20 protein-coding genes and 2 tRNA genes are annotated in these 19,083 nt (G+C 71.2%); 15 read left to right on the top strand and 7 right to left on the bottom strand.

Annotated features, from left to right (window positions below):
• Positions 1-30: 30 nt before the first annotated feature.
• The 4 genes from ABZ801_RS26670 to ABZ801_RS26655 all read left to right on the top strand — a co-directional run bounded on the left by ABZ801_RS26670 (position 31) and on the right by ABZ801_RS26655 (position 1,153).
• Positions 31-103, top strand: a tRNA-Ala gene (locus ABZ801_RS26670).
• Entirely contained in the window at positions 67-615 is a 549-nt protein-coding gene (locus tag ABZ801_RS26665; protein WP_360703109.1) for a DUF397 domain-containing protein, read from the top strand. The genes ABZ801_RS26670 and ABZ801_RS26665 overlap by 37 nt, the downstream gene beginning before the upstream one ends.
• A gap of 84 nt (positions 616-699) precedes the next feature.
• Positions 700-1,050 (top strand): DUF397 domain-containing protein, encoded by a 351-nt coding sequence (locus tag ABZ801_RS26660; protein WP_360702612.1) that lies wholly within the window; start codon positions 700-702, stop codon positions 1,048-1,050.
• A 30-nt stretch (positions 1,051-1,080) separates the two neighbouring features.
• Positions 1,081-1,153 (top strand) — tRNA-Ala (locus ABZ801_RS26655).
• A gap of 343 nt (positions 1,154-1,496) precedes the next feature.
• Here ABZ801_RS26655 and lpdA read toward each other — a convergent pair.
• A complete protein-coding gene (gene lpdA, locus ABZ801_RS26650; RefSeq protein ID WP_360702609.1) occupies positions 1,497-2,858 on the bottom strand; it encodes a dihydrolipoyl dehydrogenase in 1,362 nt (453 codons plus the stop codon).
• The gene (gene lipA / locus ABZ801_RS26645; RefSeq protein WP_360702606.1) at positions 2,855-3,808 is read right to left on the bottom strand and encodes a lipoyl synthase; all 954 of its coding nucleotides are present in this window, start codon (positions 3,806-3,808) and stop codon (positions 2,855-2,857) included. Before lipA ends, lpdA begins: the two co-directional genes overlap by 4 nt.
• A 219-nt stretch (positions 3,809-4,027) precedes the next feature.
• On the opposite strand from lipA, the gene ABZ801_RS26640 reads away from it, so the two are divergent.
• The 7 genes from ABZ801_RS26640 (at position 4,028) to ABZ801_RS26610 (ending at position 9,937) form a co-directional block, all read left to right on the top strand.
• Positions 4,028-4,231, top strand: a complete 204-nt coding sequence (locus ABZ801_RS26640) for a hypothetical protein (RefSeq protein WP_360702603.1) — start codon at positions 4,028-4,030, stop codon at positions 4,229-4,231.
• Between the two features lie 244 nt (positions 4,232-4,475).
• Positions 4,476-4,670, top strand: coding sequence for a hypothetical protein (locus ABZ801_RS26635; RefSeq protein WP_360702600.1), 195 nt, complete (start codon positions 4,476-4,478; stop codon positions 4,668-4,670).
• A 10-nt stretch (positions 4,671-4,680) separates the two neighbouring features.
• Positions 4,681-5,460 (top strand): acetoin reductase, encoded by a 780-nt coding sequence (locus ABZ801_RS26630; RefSeq protein WP_360702597.1) that lies wholly within the window; start codon positions 4,681-4,683, stop codon positions 5,458-5,460.
• A 227-nt stretch (positions 5,461-5,687) separates the two neighbouring features.
• Positions 5,688-6,728 (top strand): NAD(+)/NADH kinase, encoded by a 1,041-nt coding sequence (locus ABZ801_RS26625; protein ID WP_360702594.1) that lies wholly within the window; start codon positions 5,688-5,690, stop codon positions 6,726-6,728.
• A 44-nt stretch (positions 6,729-6,772) separates the two neighbouring features.
• Positions 6,773-7,768 (top strand): thiamine pyrophosphate-dependent dehydrogenase E1 component subunit alpha, encoded by a 996-nt coding sequence (locus ABZ801_RS26620; RefSeq protein ID WP_344951075.1) that lies wholly within the window; start codon positions 6,773-6,775, stop codon positions 7,766-7,768.
• Between the two features lie 25 nt (positions 7,769-7,793).
• The gene (locus ABZ801_RS26615) at positions 7,794-8,807 is read left to right on the top strand and encodes an alpha-ketoacid dehydrogenase subunit beta (protein WP_344951073.1); all 1,014 of its coding nucleotides are present in this window, start codon (positions 7,794-7,796) and stop codon (positions 8,805-8,807) included.
• 8 nt (positions 8,808-8,815) lie between these two features.
• Positions 8,816-9,937, top strand: a complete 1,122-nt coding sequence (locus tag ABZ801_RS26610; RefSeq protein ID WP_360702589.1) for an acetoin dehydrogenase dihydrolipoyllysine-residue acetyltransferase subunit — start codon at positions 8,816-8,818, stop codon at positions 9,935-9,937.
• 38 nt (positions 9,938-9,975) lie between these two features.
• On the opposite strand, the gene ABZ801_RS26605 is transcribed toward ABZ801_RS26610, so the two are convergent.
• Positions 9,976-10,575: a dihydrofolate reductase family protein gene (locus ABZ801_RS26605; protein WP_360702586.1), complete on the bottom strand. Its 600-nt coding sequence runs from the start codon at positions 10,573-10,575 to the stop codon at positions 9,976-9,978.
• 181 nt (positions 10,576-10,756) lie between these two features.
• Entirely contained in the window at positions 10,757-11,818 is a 1,062-nt protein-coding gene (locus tag ABZ801_RS26600) for an aldo/keto reductase (RefSeq protein WP_360702583.1), read from the bottom strand.
• 112 nt (positions 11,819-11,930) lie between these two features.
• On the opposite strand from ABZ801_RS26600, the gene ABZ801_RS26595 reads away from it, so the two are divergent.
• On the top strand, positions 11,931-12,797 hold the full coding sequence (locus ABZ801_RS26595; protein ID WP_360702580.1) for a helix-turn-helix transcriptional regulator: 867 nt from the start codon (positions 11,931-11,933) through the stop codon (positions 12,795-12,797).
• A 51-nt stretch (positions 12,798-12,848) separates the two neighbouring features.
• On the top strand, positions 12,849-13,172 hold the full coding sequence (locus tag ABZ801_RS26590) for a metalloregulator ArsR/SmtB family transcription factor (RefSeq protein ID WP_360702577.1): 324 nt from the start codon (positions 12,849-12,851) through the stop codon (positions 13,170-13,172).
• On the opposite strand, the gene ABZ801_RS26585 is transcribed toward ABZ801_RS26590, so the two are convergent.
• The 3 genes from ABZ801_RS26585 to ABZ801_RS26575 all read right to left on the bottom strand — a co-directional run bounded on the left by ABZ801_RS26585 (position 13,091) and on the right by ABZ801_RS26575 (position 15,726).
• Complete coding sequence (locus tag ABZ801_RS26585) at positions 13,091-14,215, bottom strand: UbiD family decarboxylase domain-containing protein (RefSeq protein ID WP_360702574.1); 1,125 nt, start codon at positions 14,213-14,215, stop codon at positions 13,091-13,093. The genes ABZ801_RS26590 and ABZ801_RS26585 overlap by 82 nt on opposite strands.
• Before the next feature lie 134 nt (positions 14,216-14,349).
• Positions 14,350-15,012: a UbiX family flavin prenyltransferase gene (locus tag ABZ801_RS26580; protein WP_360702571.1), complete on the bottom strand. Its 663-nt coding sequence runs from the start codon at positions 15,010-15,012 to the stop codon at positions 14,350-14,352.
• Positions 15,013-15,090: 78 nt separating this feature from the next.
• Entirely contained in the window at positions 15,091-15,726 is a 636-nt protein-coding gene (locus ABZ801_RS26575) for a UbiX family flavin prenyltransferase (protein WP_360702568.1), read from the bottom strand.
• 251 nt (positions 15,727-15,977) lie between these two features.
• Here ABZ801_RS26575 and ABZ801_RS26570 point away from each other — a divergent pair, with 251 nt between their 5' ends.
• Both ABZ801_RS26570 and ABZ801_RS26565 read left to right on the top strand, forming a co-directional pair.
• The gene (locus ABZ801_RS26570) at positions 15,978-16,574 is read left to right on the top strand and encodes a TetR family transcriptional regulator (RefSeq protein ID WP_360702565.1); all 597 of its coding nucleotides are present in this window, start codon (positions 15,978-15,980) and stop codon (positions 16,572-16,574) included.
• 198 nt (positions 16,575-16,772) lie between these two features.
• Positions 16,773-18,965: an MMPL family transporter gene (locus ABZ801_RS26565; RefSeq protein WP_360702562.1), complete on the top strand. Its 2,193-nt coding sequence runs from the start codon at positions 16,773-16,775 to the stop codon at positions 18,963-18,965.
• Positions 18,966-19,083 lie beyond the last annotated feature (118 nt).

Raw genomic sequence — 19,083 nt, 5'->3', positions numbered from 1 at the left:
GCGCTGCGGGATGAACGTCCACGCAGCGGCGGGGCTATGGCGCAGTTGGTAGCGCGCCTCCATGGCATGGAGGAGGTCTGGGGTTCGAATCCCCATAGCTCCACTCGATCCGAGGGCCGGTGTGGTCGCAGCTCGCTGCTTCCCCATCGGCTCTCGTCGTTTCTCCCGGGGGGCGACCCCCCGGAGCCCCCCGGCTGCGACTCGCGTTGGACGCTCGCCGCGTGTGGCTGGTGTGGTCAGCCGCGTTCCCGGTTGTTCGGACCTGGGGCCGGTGTGGTCGCAGCTCGCTGCTTCCCCATCGGCTCTCGTCGTTTCTCCCGGGGGGCGACCCCCCGGAGCCCCCCGGCTGCGGCTCGCGTTGGACGCTCGCCGCGTGTGGCTGGTGTGGTCAGCCGCGTTCCCGGTTGTTCGGACCTGGGGCCGGTGTGGTCGCGGCAAGCCGGTTCCACTGGCCCTCGTGGAAATGGCGGCTTGTGTGTTGAGGCGGCAAGGGTTGCGCCTGCGGTGGCGGTGCGGCACTCGAAGGATCCGGACGGGCCGATGTTGATGTTCGACGCTGGGGCCTGGGCGGCGTTCGCCCAGTCCGTGAAGAGCAGCACGCACGACCTGGTCTGACGGAGAGCGCACGCGGGGAAGGCGCCAAGAGGGACGCGAGACGACCGCGTCGCCGATCCGCCGCAGGTGCGTTGAGGGCGTCATATGGCGCAAGAGCAGTCACAGCGACCCGAAAGAAGGTCGCGTGTTGAGGTCGCTCGGTGGCGTCGGAGCCCCCACGGCGGCGAGAGCGGCGGCATGTGCGTCGAGATCGCCCAGTGGAGCAAGAGCAGCTACAGCCATGAACGCGGCGCCGTGCGGGATTTGAAGGATGCGGAGAGGGCCAGGCTCGTGTCGGCCCGTGTGGAGTGGGCGGTATTCGCTCAGGCTGTGAAGGACGGCCGCCGCTCACTTCCCTTCTGGTCGTGGTCACGGATGCGGGCGCGGTCGTGGCGGCGCGGCGGAGGTGGGTGGGGCGTGGCAAGGGTGGCGCGAGTGGTGTCTCGGGTGCACTAAGCTTTTTGTTGGCCGGTTGGAACGGCATCCGGGGCTATGGCGCAGTTGGTAGCGCGCCTCCATGGCATGGAGGAGGTCTGGGGTTCGAATCCCCATAGCTCCACAGACGAAGTTTCGGGTGAGCTTTCTGGAGCCCGGAAGGCGCAGGTGGCCTGTGAGGGGTGCACCTGGTGGCCTGGCGGAACATGAGGCACGGTCGGCGATGGCCGACTGTTGTGGCAGCGTCAGGATCGCGACACCGCCATATCGGCGACCTGCCGCGTGTATCGGCTGTGGCCGGCGCCTTCAGATCTCTGTCACGGTCGCGGCGGTGCAGGACGAAGGTCACTGTGTGCGGCAGGTCGCCGTAGACGATCATGCGTTCGGTGATGTCCCGGATGGGGCTCCTGGCGTCGACCGGGCGAAGGTTGTCGGGGGCGCCGTGTCCCCGTCTTCGGGTGTTCCGCTCACGCGTGTGTGTGGAGTGGTTTTCCGGCCAGGGCGAGCATGGCCTCGCCGAGAGCCTCGTTCTGGGTCGGATGCGCGTGGATCAGGGAGGCCACCTCGTCCGGTTCGGCCTGCCAGTGGTGGATCAGCTGGGCTTCGCCGATGAGTTCACCCACACGGTCGCCGACCATGTGCAGACCGACCACGGGGCCGTCGGACACGCGGACGAGCTTGATGGCGCCGGACGTCTTGAGGATCTGGCTCCTGCCGTTGCCGCCGAGGTCGTAGGTGAGGGTGGTGACCCGCGTTCCGTATTCCCGTTCGGCTTGCTCTTCCGTGAGACCGACGGAGGCGACTTCGGGGTGTGAGTACGTGACGCGCGGGATCCCGGTGTCGTCGATCGGGCGGGGGGCGAGCCCGGCGATGTCTTCGGCGACGAAAATGCCTTGGGCGAAGCCGCGGTGCGCCAGTTGCGGCCCGGCGACGATGTCGCCGACGGCGTAGGTGCCCGGCAGGTTGGTGCGCAGCCGCTCGTCGACGGTCACGAATCCGCGTTCCATCGCGACCCCGGCTTCGTCGAAGCCGTGCCCGGCGGTGTTCGGGCCGCGTCCCACGGCGACCAGCAGGAGGTCGGCGTCGAGGTCGTTCCCGGTCTCCAGGCCGACCGACACGCCCGTGGCGGTCTGGGCGGCGCCGATGACCTTCACCCCGGTCCTGCACGCGATCTTGCGGCGGCGGAAGGCCCGCTCGAGAAGTTTCGAGGCGAACTCGTCCTCGGTGGGCAGCAGGCGGGGCAGGGCCTCGACGATGGTGACGTGCGCGCCGAAGGAGGCCCACACGGAGGCGAACTCCACCCCGATCACCCCGCCCCCCAACACGACCACGCGCTCCGGCACGTGGTCCAGGGTCAGCGCCTGGTCGCTGGTGATGATGCGCCCGCCGAGCTCAAGACCGGGCAGAGTGCGGGGGAGGGAGCCGGTCGCCAGGATCGTGTGCCTGCCGGTGTGGCGGACGCCGTCCACCTCGACGGTGTTGTCCCCCAGAAACGTTCCGGCCCCTTCGACCAGGGTGATCCGGTGGGCCTTGGCCAGCCCTTGCAGCCCCTTGTACAGGCGCGTGACGATGCCGTCCTTGTACTTGTGCACGCCCGCCATGTCGATGCCCGCGAGGGTGGTCTTGACGCCGAAGTGCTCGCCCTCACGGGCGGTGTCGGCGACCTCCGCCGCGTGCAGGAGCGCCTTGGTGGGAATGCAGCCGCGGTGCAGGCAGGTGCCGCCCAGCTTGTCCTTCTCGATCAGCGTCACGGACAGACCGAGTTCGGCCGCGCGGAACGCCGCGGCGTAGCCCCCCGATCCACCGCCCAGGATCACCAGATCCGTCATGTCCGCTCTCCTCGTCGTCGTGTGCCCGTCCGGCGCGCCTGGGCTTCCGCGTAGAGCCGTCCGGCGCGATAGGACGACCGCACCAGCGGCCCGGACATCGCACCCGCGAATCCCATCTCGAGCGCGGTCTCGCGCAGCCGCACGAACTCCTCAGGGCGCACCCACCGCGCCACGGGATGATGCCGTGGGGACGGCCGCAGGTACTGGGTGATGGTGACCAGGTCACAGCCGGCGGCGCGCAGGTCGCGCAGCGACTCGATCACCTCGCCGGAGGTCTCGCCCAGCCCGAGGATGAGGTTCGACTTGGTCACCAGGCCCGCCGCGTGGGCCTGGGCGAGCACGTCGAGGGAGCGCAGGTAGTCGAAGCCGGGCCGGATGCGCCGGAACACCCGGGGGACCGTCTCGATGTTGTGCGCCAGCACCTCGGGCCGCGCGGTGAACACCTCGTCCAGCAGCGTGGTGTCGCCGCTGAAGTCGGGGATCAGCAGTTCGACGCCGGTTCCCGGGTTGAGCTCGTGGATCTGCCGCACGGTCTCGGCGTACAGGCGGGCTCCCTCGTCGGGGAGGTCGTCGCGCGCGACGCCGGTGACGGTGGCGTACCGCAGCCCCATGGCGCGCACCGACTCGGCGACCCGGCGGGGCTCGTCGGCGTCCACGGCGGACGGCTTGCCGGTGCCGATGTCGCAGAAGTCGCAGCGCCGGGTGCACACCTCGCCCCCGATGAGAAAGGTGGCCTCCCGGTCTTCCCAGCACTCGAAGATGTTGGGGCAGGCCGCTTCCTGGCACACCGTGTGCAGCCCCTCGGAGCGCACGAGGCGCTGCAGCTCGGTGAACTGCGGGCCGAGCCGGACCCTCGCCTTGATCCACGGCGGCTTCTGCTCGATCGGCGTGCGGCTGTTGCGCACCTCGAGGCGCAGCAACTTCCGGCCCTGTGGTCGTACTGCGGTCATCGGGCCACTGTCCGCGCTGCGGGCGTGCCGGCCAAGGGTTGCGCGCTGTTGCAACGGAGGCCGAATACCGGCTGCTCGATGCGGTACGGCATCAACGGGATCTCGATACGTGTGTCGCCCCCGCGCCCATCCGGCGACGCAACGCCCGTGCAACTCTTGGACGGCACTGGGCAGCGCCCATATGACCTGCGGGAAGCGCTGGTCCGAGATGCCGTCCCATTGGCGTGCGCCATCTTCGGCGACGCGGGGTGGACGGTGACCGTCCGCGCCGAGATGTCGCGGCTGCGGCGGCATCTGGGCAGGGTCCTCCGGCACCGCCCGTACCGGTTCCACGATCGCGTCGAGGTGGCGGTGCAGCGGCCCGCGCATCCTGGCGACCTGCTGCCGGCTCCACCGCGCCCGCTGTGCACCGCCGCGGGCTGACTGCAACTCCGCTGCAACCGTTGGCCGCCCGGCCTGCGGCGCGTATCACGGTGCCAGGTGATCCGCCGCCGCTGCTGATTCGGCGAGCCGAAGGAGTTCCCGCCATGACGACGACCACGCTCATTCGCCGTGCCGAGGCGCGGCGTGCACTGCCCTGGTACGCCTCCAACACGGCGGGGCCAACGCGTTCGGCAACCGGCCGAAAGGGCCGAACGCCGCCGTCGACTACCTGGTGCGCCTCGCCGTGACGCTGGTGGTCGGCATCGCGACGTTCCTCGCCTACTCCTTCCTCGTTGCCTTGCCGGTGCTTCACGAACCGGTCGTGGCAGGCGCGATGCACGGCGCCGCGCTGGGCTGGATGGTGCTGTGGGCGCTGTTCTACGTGCTCTGCCTGAACGGCCACGGCCTTCCTCGACCTGAAACCGATCAACCCTCGTAAGGAGACCCGAATGAGCATCGAAGGCAAAGTGGCCGTCGTGACGGGCGCCGGCCGCGGCATCGGCCGGGCGATCGCCCTGCGTCTCGCCGCGGACGGCGCGGACATCGCCGTCAACGACGTGCGCGCCGAAAGCGCCCAGGCGGTGGCCGAGGAGATCGAAGCGCTCGGGCGTCGAGCGGTGGCGCTGCCGGCCGACGTGAGCGATCGGGACGCCGTCTTCGGCCTCGTCGACAAGGCGGTCGACGCGCTGGGGCGGCTTGACGTGATGGTGTCCAACGCGGGCATCGCACAGGTCAAGCCGCTCACCGAGGTGACACCGGACGAGTTGGAGACCCTGTTCCGGGTCAACGTGTTCGGCGTCATCTACTGCCTGCAGGCCGCCGCGGCCCGGATGCGCGCGCAGGGCACCGGCGGGAAGATCATCAACGCCGCCTCGATCGCCGGGCACTCCGGGTTCGACTACCTCGGCGCGTATTCGGCGACGAAGTTCGGCGTTGTGGGCCTGACCCAGGCCGCGGCCAAGGAACTCGCGCCACACGGCATCACCGTCAACTCCTACTGCCCCGGCATCGTCGGCACCGACATGTGGGATCTGATCGACGGCAAGCTCGGCGCACACCTCGGCTTGGGCAAGGGACAGGCGCTCGAACGGTACGCCGCCGGGATCCCGCTCGGCCGCGTGCAGACCCCTGAGGACGTCGCCGCCTTCGTGTCCTACCTGGCCGGCCCGGACTCCGACTACATGACCGGACAGTCCGTGATGATCGACGGAGGCCTCGTGATGCGCTGACCCTCCGTTTCATCCGCGCTTCCGGCCGGTCCGCGACGTCGAGGCCGGCGGTGACGGTCGCAATGTGTGCGTCAAGCGGCGCCGCAACAGGGGTGCGCAGAGGGTGCGGCGTCGGCGAGGTTTGCAACTCCTGGCAACCCTGTCGGCCCGGCCGGTTTCCGTAGTTCCATGACCGCGGCGGTCGCCAGGACGGTGGCCGCATCGGCCGGTGAAAGGGGTTTTGCAGCATGACCGCGGTGGGCATCGTGGCCAATCCCGCATCGGGCCGGGACATCCGGCGGCTGGTGGCCAGTGCGTCGGTCTTCCCCACGGCCGAGAAGGCCAACATGGTGCAGCGCATGTTCACCGCTCTGGGCGTGGTGGGTGTCGAGAAGGTGTTCGTCTCCGTCGACCTGGGCGGGATCTCCGCCAACGTGCTGCGCGCCGTCCGCAACCGGCCCAAGACCGCCACCCCGTGGCCCGAGGTCCGCTTCGTCGACGACGACGCCATCACCAACGGCGCCGAGGACACCACCAACGCGGTGCGCCGCATGGTCGCCGCCGGAGCCCAGGTGATCATCTGCCTCGGCGGTGACGGGACGGCCCGCGTGGCCACGGCCGCGATGCTCGCGGGCCCCGGCCACGACATACCGCTGCTGTCGCTGTCCACGGGGACCAACAACGCCTTTCCCGAACTGCGGGAGGCGACCGTCGCGGGTCTGGCGGCGGGCCTGGTCGCCACCGGCGCCGTTGACATCTCCCTGGCCACGAACAGGGCGACCGTCCTTGAGGTGACCAGCGGGGATCGCAGTGAACTGGCCTTGGTCGACGTCGGCGTGTCCACCGCACGCTATGTGGGCTCCAGAGCCCTGTGGCACCCCGACGCGCTGACCGAGCTCTACTGCACCTTCGCCGAGCCGGACGCGATCGGCCTGTCCTCGATCCCGGGCTTGCTCTGCCCGAGTCCGCGGGACGAGCCTGACGGCGTCGTCCTGCGGCTGTGCCCGGTCGAGCGGGCGACCACCGTCGTCCACGCACCGATCGCTCCGGGACTGGTGCTGCCCGTCGGGGTGGCCGACTGGCGTCCTCTGCGCGTCGGCGAGCGGATCGAGGTGACCACCCGCCAGGGGGTGGTCGCGGTCGACGGCGAGCGTGAGATCGAACTGCACGGCGGCGCGGCGGCCGTGCGGCTCCGGGCGGACGGTCCCCGCTGTGTCGACATCACGGCCGCCATGACCCACGCGGCCAGGGCGGGCCTGCTCCGGCACGAGCTTTCTCCCGGTCAATGAAGCGACGTTCATCCAGAGACGTTCATGCAGAAAGGACGGTCACGATGACGACCACCCAGCCGGACCGGATCTCACTGGGGCTCGACGAGAAGGCGTTGCTCGACGCCTACCGGACGATGCGCACCATCCGTGACTTCGAGGAGCGGCTGCACGAGGAGTTCGCCACCGGCGAGATCCCCGGGTTCGTGCACCTCTACGCCGGTGAGGAAGCCTCCGCGACCGGGGTCTGCGCGCACCTCGACGAGCGGGACTCGATCGCCAGCACCCATCGAGGCCATGGCCACTGCATCGCCAAGGGCGTGGACGTCAAGTCGATGATGGCCGAGATCTACGGCCGCAAGACGGGGTCGTGTCACGGCAAGGGCGGCTCGATGCACATCGCCGATCTGTCCAAGGGCATGCTCGGCGCCAACGGCATCGTCGGTGGCGGCCCGCCGCTGATCTGCGGCACCGCGCTGGCCGCCAAGCTGCAGGGCACGGGCGGGGTCGGAGTCGCGTTCTTCGGCGACGGCGCGAGCAACCAGGGGACGACGCTGGAGGCGATGAACCTGGCGTCGGTGTGGAACCTGCCGGCGATCTTCGTGGCGGAGAACAACGGCTATGCCGAGGCGACGTCGAGCACGTGGTCGGTGGCCGCGGACAACATCGCCGACCGCGCCGCCGGGTTCGGCATGCCGGGCGTGATCGTGGACGGGTTCGACTTCTTCGCCGTGTACGAGGCGGCGGGGGAGGCCGTCCAGCGGGCCCGCGAGGGCGGTGGCCCGACGCTGATCGAGATCAAGTTCACCCGCTACTTCGGCCACTTCGAGGGCGACCAGCAGACCTATCGCGCCGACGAGGTCGCCCGTGCCCGCGAGACGCTGGACTGCCTCAAGCGCTTCCGCGCCCGCGTCACCGAGAGCGGCCAACTGGACGCGTCGGCCCTGGACGGGATCGACGCCCAGGTCGCCGACCTCATCGACGCCGCGGTCGCCGAGGCGAAGCTGGCGCCGAAGCCGACCGCCGCCGACCTGACCACCGACGTCTACGTCACCTACTGACCCGACGGACTTCCAGGAGCGAGTCATGGCACGGACGATCAGCTACCGCGAAGCGATCAACGAGGCGCTCGCGCAGGAGATGGAACGGGACCCCTCGGTCATCGTCATCGGCGAGGACAACGCGGGCGGCGCCGGCAGCCCCGGCGACGACGACGCGTGGGGCGGCGTTCTCGGTGTCACCAAAGGGCTTTACCACCGCTTCCCCGGCCGGGTACTGGACACCCCGATCAGCGAGTCCGCGTTCATCGGCGCCGCGGTCGGCGCCGCCACGCGCGGCCTGCGCCCGGTCGCGGAACTGATGTTCATCGACTTCATGGGCGTCTGCTTCGACCAGATCTTCAACCAGGCCGCCAAATTCCGCTACATGTTCGGCGGCAAGGCCGAAACCCCCGTGGTGGTGCGCACCATGTACGGCGCGGGCCTCAACGCCGCCGCGCAGCACTCCCAGTGCCTGTACCCGGTCTTCACGCACATCCCCGGCCTGAAGGTCGTGCTGCCCTCCAGCCCGTACGAGGCCAAGGGCCTGCTCATCCAGTCCATCCGGGACAACGATCCGGTGATCTTCTGCGAGCACAAGGCCATGTACGACGTCACCGGCGAGGTACCCGAGGATAGCTACACGATCCCGTTCGGCGAGGCCAACGTGGTCCGTGACGGCGACGACGTCACGATCGTGGCACTGGGCCGCATGGTGGCGATGGCCGAGCAGGCGGCCGCGGAACTGGCCGGCCAGGGCATCGAGGCGGAGATCATCGACCCGCGCACCACCAGCCCGCTCGACACCGAGACGATCCTGGAGAGCGTCGAGAACACCGGCCGCCTCGTGATCGTCGACGAGGCGAACCCGCGCTGCGGCATGGCCTCCGACATCTCCGGCCTGGTGGCGCAGGAGGCCTTCGGCGCGCTGCGGGCGCCCATCGCGATGGTGACCGCGCCGCACACGCCCGTCCCGTTCGCGCAGTCTCTCGAGTCGCTCTACATCCCGGACGCGCAGAAGGTGACCAACGCCGTCAAGAAGACCATGGATTGGAAGAAGTGACGAAAGCCGTGAGTACCGAAGACGCCATCACGAAGGTCACCATGCCCAAATGGGGCCTGTCGATGACCAGCGGCAAGGTCACCGGCTGGATCGTGGCCGAGGGTGACGAGGTGACCGACGGCGACGAGCTGGCCGACATCGACACCGACAAGATCACGGGCGCTCTGGAGGCCACCGGGTCGGGTGTCGTACGGCGGCTCATCGCCGAGGTGAACGAGGACATCCCGGTCGGCGCCACCATCGCGCTCATCGCGCCCGCCGACGTGCCGGACGAGCTGATCGACCAGGTCGCCCGCGCCGCCCGGGAGGAGCTGGACTCCGGCGCGGTCGCGGAGGTCGCCGGGCCGATCACCGGCACGGTGACCGTGGACGGGCGGAGCATCTCCTACGCCACCCTCGGCGAGGGGGAGGAGACCGTGCTGCTCGTGCACGGCTACGGCGGCGACAAGAACTCCTGGCTGTTCGTGCAGGAACCGCTGTCCGCCGAGGCCACGGTGCACGCGATCGACCTGCCCGGTCACGGCGAGTCCACCAAGGACGTCGGCGACGGCTCCCTGGACACGCTCGCGGACGCCGTGCTCGGCTTCCTTGAGCAGCGGGGCATCACCCGGGTCCACCTGGTCGGCCACTCGCTCGGCGGCGCCGTGGTCACCGCGGCCGCCGCCCGCGAACCGGGCAAGGTCGCGTCGCTGACACTCGTGGCGCCCGCCGGTTACGGCACCGCCATCGACGCCGGATACCTGCGCGGATTCGCCGGCGCCTCGTCCCGCCGCGAGCTGAAACCGCACCTGACCAAACTGTTCGCCGACCCCTCGCAGGTCACCCGGCAACTAGCCGACGACCTGATGAAGTACAAGCGGCTCGACGGCGTGCCACAGGCGCTCGACACGCTGCTCGGCACCCTGCTCGACGGCGACCGGCCCGGCATCGACGTGGACGGCCTGCTCGACAGGATCGGCGCTCCGGTGCGAGTGGTGTGGGGCCGGGCCGATCAGGTGCTGCCCGTCGACAACGCCGGGACGCTGACCGGCCGCGCCCAAATCACCTACGTCGACGACGCCGGTCACATGGTGCACATGGAACAGCCTTCCGCCGTGGTCGGCGCCGTCACCAAGGCACTGAAGGGCTGAGCATCGTTCGTCGGGCGCCGACATGGCGTGCCAGGACGCTACCGCACCACCCGGTACGTCAGGTGGGTGACGAGGGCGGTGCCGGTCGGGGTGCCGACCGGTTCGAGGTTCGTGTCGCCGACGCCGTCGAACAGCCGCTCGCCCCGGCCGAGGATCACCGGGGCGACGTGCAGGCGCAGTTCGTCGATCAGTCCGGCCGCCAGGTACTGGTTGACCGTCTGGGCGCCGCCCGCGATCGCGACGTCGCGGTCGCCGGCGGCCTCGCGCGCCGCCGCCAGGGCCGCCTCGATGCCGTCGGTGACGAAGATGAACGTCGTGCCGCCCTTCATGGTCAGCGGCTCGCGGGGGTGGTGGGTCAGGACGAACACCGGCGCGTGGTACGGCGGTTCCTCGCCCCACCAGCCGGTCCAGTCCAGGTCCCAGTCCCCGCGGCCGGGGGTGAACATGTTGCGTCCCATGACGAACGCGCCCGCCGCGACGATGCCGTCCAGCACCGCCTTGTGCGTCTCGGGCTCGTCGAACATCCAGCGGTGCAGACGCTCGCCGACGCCTTCGCCGAACGGGTCGTCCAGGCTCTGGTGCAGGCCCGTCACGTACCCGTCGATCGACATCGCCATGTCACTGGTGACCTTGCTCATCTCTTCGCCTCCCTGTGGGGTGGTGTCGTTTCACAGGGGGGTCGGAGCGGCGGGGGAGGTCTCTACATGGCTCAGGAGAAATTTCTCAGCGGATTCCGGACGACAACGGCGGCGTGACGCCGAACCCCGGCCGCGCTGGTCATGTGGTCGAGGCGCGGCCGGGGGAGCGTGGCGCGGTCGGTCAGGCGCGGGGTTCGATGCGGGCGCCGCCGAAGATGACGCCGCGGGGCATGGGCATGTTCAGGAAGTCGTGCGGGAAGCCCAGCTCGATCTCGCTGACCTTCTCCAGGGCGGCCCGCTGGTCGTCGGTGAAGGTCACCTCCAGGGCCCCGAGGTTGTCCTCCAGCTGGGCGAGCGTGCGGGCGCCGATGATCGGCGCGGTGACGCCCGGGTTGAGCAGCGTCCAGGCGATCGCGACCTGCGACGGCGTCCGGCCCATCTCGGCGGCGACGTCCCGTACCGTGTCGGCGATGTCCAGGGCGTGTTCGGTCAGCGCCCCGTTGGCGGCCGCGACGTTCTTGCGGGTGCCCGTGACCTCTCCCTCGCCGCCGCCGTGGTCGAGGTCGGCGCGGGTGTACTTGCCGGTCAGCACGCCGCTGGCCAGCGGCGACCACGGGACGACGCCCAGGCCCATCTCCCGTGCCATCGGGATCAGGTCGCGTTCGGTGGTGCGCTGCGCCAGGCTGTACTCCACCTGCAGCGCGACCAGCGGGGCCCAGCCGCGCAGGTCGGCGATCGCCTGCATGCGGGAGACCTGCCAGGCGGGGGTGTCGGAGATCCCCGCGTACAGCACCTTGCCCGACCGGACGAGGTCGTCCAGGCCGCGCAGCACCTCCTCGACGGGGGTGGTGAAGTCCCAGGCGTGCAGGTACAGCAGGTCGATGTAGTCGGTGTCCAGGCGGCGCAGGCTCTGCTCGACCGAGTTCACCATGCTCTTGCGGTGGTTGCCGCCGGAGTTCGGGTCGCCCGGACGCGAGGCCATCGAGTACTTGGTGGCCAGCACCAGGCGGTCCCGCCGGTCCTTGGCGAACCTGCCGACCAGCCGTTCGGAGGTGCCGCCGGTGTACTGGCTGGCGGTGTCGACGAAGTTGCCGCCCCGGTCGACGTAGGCGTCGAAGATCCGGCGGGACTCGGCCTCGTCCGCGCCCCATCCCCAGTCGGTGCCGAACGTCATCGTGCCCAGCGAGAGCGGCGAGACGCGCAGCCCCGAACGGCCCAGCAAACGGTAGGTGTCCAGTTCCACGTGCATTCCCCTCGTGTCGTATGCAGGGTCCAGACTGCGGCGCCGGCGAGGGGACGGCCAGGGAGACCTCTTCCTGGGAAAGGTCTTCCCACCCGGACGTAGGATCAGGGCGATGGACACCACCCGGGAACTGGCGGCGTTCCTGCGGACGCGCCGTGAGCGTCTGGCTCCGTCCGACGTCGGGCTTCCGGAGTCGCGGCGGCCCCGGCGCACCCCCGGTCTGCGCCGCGAGGAGGTCGCCGAGCTGGCCGGCGTCAGCGTCGACTACGTGGTCCGCCTGGAGCAGGGCCGGGGCCTGCGGCCGTCGGCGAGCGTGCTGGACGCCCTCGCCCGCGCCCTGCGGCTGAGCGACGACGAACGCTCCTACCTGTTCGACCTGGCGGGGCAGCGCCCGTCCGTCCGGCCGCCGCGCCTCGTCCGGCCCCCGGCCTCGCTGGCGCGGCTGGTGGACGACCTGTCGCCGCTGCCCGCGATGCTGCTGGACCATCGCTTCGACATCATCGCCTGGAACCGCGAGATGTCCGCGCTGATGCTCGACTTCGGTGAACTGCCCGACGAGCACCGCAACGCGATGTGGCTGTGCGTGATGCATCCGGCGTTGCGGGGCTTCTTCCGCGACCGTGACCTGGTGCTCCGTGAGGGCATCGCCGACCTGCGGGCCGCCTGCGCCGCCCACCCCGACGACACCGCGCTGACCGGCCTGGTCGCCTCGCTGACCGCGGGCAGCGAGGAGTTCGCCCGGCTGTGGGCGCAGCGCGACGTCAAGGTGAACGGACGCGGCCACAAGCGCCTGGCGCATCCGGACGCGGGCCCGCTCACCATCGAGTTCGAGGTGCTGTCCCCGCTGCAGGAACCGCACCACCGGCTGGTGATCTACCGCGCCGCCGACCCGGCGTCCCAGGCCGCCCTCGACGCTCTCATCGGCCGCGCCACCCGCCCCCTGCAGCCCGTGGGCGCTTCCGACGGCCGGCCGCACTGACGCCGGGGCGGAGGGATTGCCCCTATATTCCGTCGCGGTTATATTCGTGGCGTGGCGACGACGTTCGAGGTGCTCGCGGAACCGCGGCGCAGGCAGATCCTCGACCTGCTGCGCGGGGGTGAGCGCATGGTCGGGGACCTGGTGGAGCGGCTTCCACTGCCCCAGCCGGCCGTGTCCAAGCACCTGAGGGTGCTGCGGGAGGCGGGCCTGGTGGAGGTCCGCCAGGACGCCCAGCGTCGCTGGTACCGGCTGCGGCCCGAGCCGCTGATGGAGATCGACGCCTGGCTGGAGCCCTACCGGCGGATGTGGTCGGACCGGCTGGACGCGCTCGAACGGCATCTGGACGCGATGCCCGACCGCGACGACGAGGCCTGACCGAGCCGCCAGCGGCCGGTCACCCGCCCGGGGTGACGGGCGCCGGGCCGTGGTGGGTGGCGTGCCGGCGGAAGGGCCATTGGTGCACCGGGCGCAGCAGCAGGTCGTCCGGTGGGTCGGGCAGACGCGGCGGGGCGCCCGTTCCGTGGACGATGACGACCACCCTGTCCTGCCCTCCGGTGTAGGTGCTGACACCGAGGCAGGCCCCGGCGGCGAGCAGGGCGGGGACCGCACTCGATCTCCCGTTTGCGGCCCTTGATCACTCCCTCGATCACCACCTCGGAGCCCCACGGCACCGGCAGGCCCGTCACGGGGGCCTTGGTGACCGGGGCGGGCGCGCCGCGCAGGGCGCCGGCCAGCTCGTACTCGTTCTGGTCGTACTCCATCGGGGTGGAGGCGACGATAGAGATCACCGGGTCGTTGCCGAGGGTGATGGCGAGGGGCAGGTCCTCGCCCTTCTCCTCGGCCTTGCGCAGGTGCTGGGCGAGGTCGTGCATGGGGACGGGCTGCAGGGCGAGCCTGCGCCTGCCCTTGACCTCGATGCGGTAGACGCCGACGTTCTGCTTGCCGGAGTTCTCCGGGTCGTCGGGGTCCTTGGAGACGACCGCGGCCTTGTCGATGTAGAACCCGCCGTCCCCGTCGTTGAGGCGGATCAGGGGGAGCACGTCGAAGACGTTGACGTCGTCGCCCGCCACGGTGTTCTGCGCCCACGGCGGCGCGTCGCGCCACTCCGGCGCGACGGAGAACCGCTCCCAGCGGCGGATGAACTCCTCCACCTGCTCCCTGATGGAGGTCCCCTTCGGCAGGCCGAGCGCCAGCGCGTGGTTGGCCCACGAGCCGTGCACGTTCATGGCGATCCGGGCGTCGGTGAAGCCCGTGACGTTGTCGAAGTACAGCGCCGGCGCCGCGTCGCCCAGCCGCGGCGCCGCGTTCGCGGCCGCGGCGATGTCCGGCTCCGGCATCACCTCGTCGGTGATCCGCAGCAGCTGGCCTTCCTTGTCCAGGGTGTCCAGGAAGCCGCGCAGGTCGTCATAGGCTGCCATGAGAGTGTCCCTTCACGGCCCGGCGAGATGCTCCGGGCCACGGGCTTTCCGCAGGTCGTACCCGGGCTGCGCGGGCGAACCGCCCGGCGCCGGACGAAGCGGCCGGGCGGTGCGCGCCGGGGAAGGGGGGCCGGTCAGGCGGTGGCGGCCACGGTGTCGTCTTCCACCGGCGTCCGGCCCGCGGCGGCCACCGGACGCTGGTCGCGGGAGGGGGCGGCGGCCGGCGAGCGCGCGCCCTGCCGCATTCCGGTCCACCGGCGCGCCGTCGGCAGGTCGAGCCCGAACTGGTCCAGGGTCCGTCCGACGATGTGCTCGACGATGTCGGCGACGGTCGCCGGGCGGTCGTAGAACGCGGGTGCGGGCGGCAGCACGGTCGCGCCCATCCGGGAGAGCGCCAGCAGGTTCTCCAGATGGATCGTCGACAGCGGCGCCTCCCGCGCCAGCAGGACCAGCCGGCGGCCCTCCTTGAGCGTGACGTCCGCCGCGCGGCCGATCAGGTCGTCGGCATAGCCGGTCCGGATGCCGGCGACCGTCTTCATGCTGCACGGCGCGACCGCCATGCCGTCCGTGCGGAACGAGCCGCTGGAGATCGCCGCGCCCTGGTCGTCCGGCGCGTAGCTGACGCTCGCCAGGCCGGTCACCTCGCGCACGGTGTGCGGGGTCTCCTCGGCGATGGTGGCACGCGCCCAGCGGCTCACCACCAGATGGGTCTCCACGTCGAGCTCGCGCAGGGCGGTCAGCAGGCGCACCCCGATGATCGCGCCGGTGGCGCCCGTCATGGCGACGACGAGTCGCACGGCGAACCTCCCCCAACAGGCGAGTGGCGCGGGCACGGTGCGCCCGCGATGGCGGATCCGGGCTCGGGGCGCGTGCGGTCAGGGCGTCCCGGCGTGCTCGCGCCGGGCGGGCGTGCTGACGCCGTCCCAGCGGTACCGGTCGGTGTGCGGCAGGCCCAGCAGCTGGAGCACGCGCTCGACAAGTTCGTCCTGCAGCTCGGCCAGGGTCTCGGGGACGTTGTAGTAGGTGGGGATCATCGGATAGACGATCGCGCCGGCCTCGGTCACCGCGACCATGTTGCGCAGGTGGACGAGGTTCAGCGGGGTCTCGCGCAGGCACAGCACCAGCCGGCGGCGTTCCTTCAGCGCGACGTCGGCGGCGCGTTCGATCAGGTCGTGCGCCAGCCCCTGGGCGATGCGGCCGAGCACTCCGGCCGCGCACGGCAGGATCACCATCGCGTCGTAGGGGTAGCTTCCGCTGGTCACCGGGCCGGCGAGATCGGCCGGATCCAGCATGCGCACCTTGGCCGACGTGGCCTCCAGCGCCTGGGCGACCGAGTCGGGGTCGTCCTGGGTGCCGAACTCCAGGGCCGCCAGCTTGCGCCCGTTGGCCGACACCAGGAGGTCCACATGGGCGACCCGCTCGTCCTGCTGGAGAGCGGCCAGCAGCCGTTTGGACGCGCCGACGCCACCGGCGCCCGTCACCGCCAGCGTGATTCTCCGGGTGTCGGGCATGATCTCCGCTCCTTGGTCAGCGCAGGACGTCTGGGTCACCGGGTGGCGCCGACGCAGGAGTGCCCGCGCGCGGGGGCGCGAAACCTGCCGCGCTGTGGGGCAAACGCCCGCTGAACAGGGCAAATGCGGCTATCTGGGCTGAGTGTCCGGGGGGGCGGCGCGGCGGGTGCGGGGGTCGCGTGATGCGGATCACGCAAGTTGGCAGTAGCTGAAGTTTTGCTGGTTATGCAAGTTTGTCGTACGGTAGGGGCATGACGGTGGAAATGGGCCTGCGCGAGCGCAAGAAGGCCGCGACCCGGGAGGCGTTGAGCCGGGCGGCGGTACGGCTGGTGCTGGCGCGGGGCGTGGAGGGCGTCACGGTCGAGGCGATCGCCGACGAGGCGGGGGTCTCGCCGCGGACGTTCCACAACTATTTCCCCGGCAAGGAGGAGGCGATCGTCGCGCCGCTGGTGGACGGAGTGCGGGCGCTGATCGACGGGGTGCGGGCCCGGCCGGCGGACGAGCCGATCTGGGAGACGCTGCGGCAGGCGGCCCTGGAGCTGCTGGGGCCCGTCGGCGACCCGGACGAGACCGTCGCGCTGCTGCGCGCCGTCAAGGACAACCCCGCGCTGGTCGCCTGGCACATGCGCGGCTTCGTGGAGCTGCAGGAGGAGCTCTGCGCGGCCGTGGCGGAACGCACCGGAACCGACGCGGAACGCGACCTGTACCCCCGGCTGATGGCAGGGGCCGTGGGCCTGGCGCTCCGCGCCGCAATCGATCTGTGGACGGAAGGAAAGACCGACACGGACATCACCGCGCTGTTCGAGGACGCCTTCGCCCGGCTCCGCGCCGGGCTTGCGACCCCCTGAACCCCTCGGCGCCGGCCCCGCCGTCAGGTCGGCCGCCGCAAGCCTGCTGACGGCATCCCACCCTCTCCCCGTTCGCGTCTGACGAGCCAGCCCGTCGTCAGGCGATCTCGCCACCCGCCCGTAGGTGGTGCGCTGCCGTCGTAGGGGACGTTCCCCCGGCAGCTGATCGTGACCGATTCGTCATCGATTGGGATTCGCATGGCCACGTTCCTGTATCGGCTCGCCCGGTTCTCCTACCGGCGGCGAAGGCTCGTCGCCCTGCTCTGGGTGGGGCTGCTGGTGCTGTTCGGTGTCGGCGCCGCCACGTTGAGCGGGCCGACCACCAGCGACTTCTCGATGCCCGGCACCGAGTCGCAGCGGACGATCGACATCCTGGAGAAGCGGATGCCCCAGGTGTCGGCGGACGCGGCGAACGCGCGCGTGGTGTTCGCCGCCCCCGAGGGCGGCACGCTCACCGGCGACGCGAACCGGGCCGCCGTCCAGCAGGTGATCGGCAAGCTGAAGACCGCCCCGCAGGTCGCGAACGTCGTCGACCCGTACCAGGCCAGGGCGGTCTCCCCGGACGGCAGGATCGCCTACGCCCAGGTCACCTACCGGGTGACCGCGATCGACGTCACCGAGGAGGCGCGCGACGCGCTCAAGGAGGCCGCCGAGCCGGGACGCGCCGCCGGGCTGACCGTCGAGATGGGCGGTCCCGCCACCGAGGGCATGCCCGAGCAGAGCGCCACCGAGGTCATCGGCCTGGTCGTCGCCGCCGTGGTCCTGGTGATCACGTTCGGGTCGCTGATCGCGGCCGGGCTGCCGCTGCTGAACGCGATCCTCGGCGTCGGCATCGCCATGGCGGGCATCACCGCCGCGACCGGCCTGGTCGACATGAGCTCCACCACCCCCACGCTCGCGCTGATGCTCGGCCTGGCCGTGGCCATCGACTACGCCCTGTTCATCGTGTCCCGCTACCGGCACGAGCTGCGGGAGGGACGCGACGGCGAGGAGGCCGCGGGCCGCGCCGTGGGCACCGCGGGCTCGGCGGTGGTGTTCGCCGGGCTGACGGTCATCATCGCGCTCGTCGGGCTGGCCGTGGTGAACATCCCGATCCTCACCGAGATGGGGGTCGCCGCCGGGTTCGCCGTCGCGGTGGCCGTGCTCATTGCGCTCAGCCTGCTGCCCGCGCTGCTCGGCTTCGCCGGGAACCGCGTGCTGGGCGGCCGCATCCCCGGCCTGCGCGGCGGCGACGGCGGCGCCAAGGGGCCCATGGGCGAGCGGTGGGCGCGGTTCGTCGTCCGGCGTCCGCTGCCGGTGCTGCTGCTCGCCGTCATCGGCATGGGCGTGGTGGCCGCGCCGGCGCTGGACCTGCGGCTCGGCCTGCCCGGCGACGAGATCAAGCCGTCGCACACCACCCAGCGCAAGGCCTACGACCTGCTCAGCGAGGGCTTCGGGCCCGGGTTCAACGGGCCGCTCATGGTCGTGGTGGACGGCCGGAACGCCCAGGCCGCCGCGCAGCGGTTCGCCGGCCGCATCCAGGGCCTCGGCGACGTGGCCGCGGTGACGCCCCCGACCGTCAACCCCGCCGGTGACACCGCCGTGCTGACCGTGGTGCCCAAGAGCGGGCCGAGCGACAAGGCCACCGAGGACCTCGTCGAACGCATCCGCGACCTGCCGTCCATCGGCGGCGCGAACGCCCTGGTCACCGGATCGACCGCCATGGGCATCGACGTGTCGGCCAAGCTGTCGGCGGCGCTGCTGCCCTACCTGGCGGTCGTCGTCGGGCTGGCGTTCGTCCTGCTGATGCTGGTGTTCCGCTCGATCGTGGTGCCGCTGAAGGCCACGCTGGGGTTCCTGCTGTCGGTCGCGGCGACGTTCGGCGCCGTGGTGGCGGTGTTCCAGTGGGGCTGGCTGGCCGACGTGCTGGGCGTCGACCAGACCGGCCCGATCATCAGCATCATGCCGATCTTCCTGATCGGGGTGGTGTTCGGGCTGGCCATGGACTACCAGGTGTTCCTGGTCACCCGGATGCGCGAGGAGTACGTGCACGGCGCCGCGCCCAAGGAGGCGGTGGTCATCGGGTTCCGGCACGGCGCCCGGGTCGTCACCGCGGCCGCCATCATCATGATCGCGGTGTTCGCCGGGTTCGTCACGGCCGGCGAATCCATGATCAAGATGATGGGCTTCGCGCTGGCGGCCGGGGTGGCCTTCGACGCCTTCGTGGTCCGGATGATGATCGTCCCGGCGGTGATGGCGCTGCTCGGACGCGCCGCCTGGTGGCTGCCGTCCTGGCTGGACCGCATCCTGCCGGACGTCGACGTCGAGGGCGAGAAGCTGCGGCTGCTGCTCGGCGACGAGACGTCCGGCGCGCCGGACCGGCGCGAGCCGCAGCCCGCCGGCCGTAACTAGACGGGCGCCCGGCCGGGGGTGGGGGCCCCCCCCCGCGGGCGCGCCCCCCCCCCCCCCCCCCCCCCCACACAACGAGCCCCGGGAGAGGCCGGGAGGCGGGGGGGGGTATTTAGTATTT

Origin of the sequence: Actinomadura sp. NPDC047616 (genome assembly GCF_040642915.1) — a bacterium.
In the GTDB taxonomy this organism is placed as follows: domain Bacteria; phylum Actinomycetota; class Actinomycetes; order Streptosporangiales; family Streptosporangiaceae; genus Spirillospora; species Spirillospora miaoliensis.
Note: the sequence above shows the minus strand (reverse complement) of the source record. Positions and strands in the feature narration are given on the sequence as shown.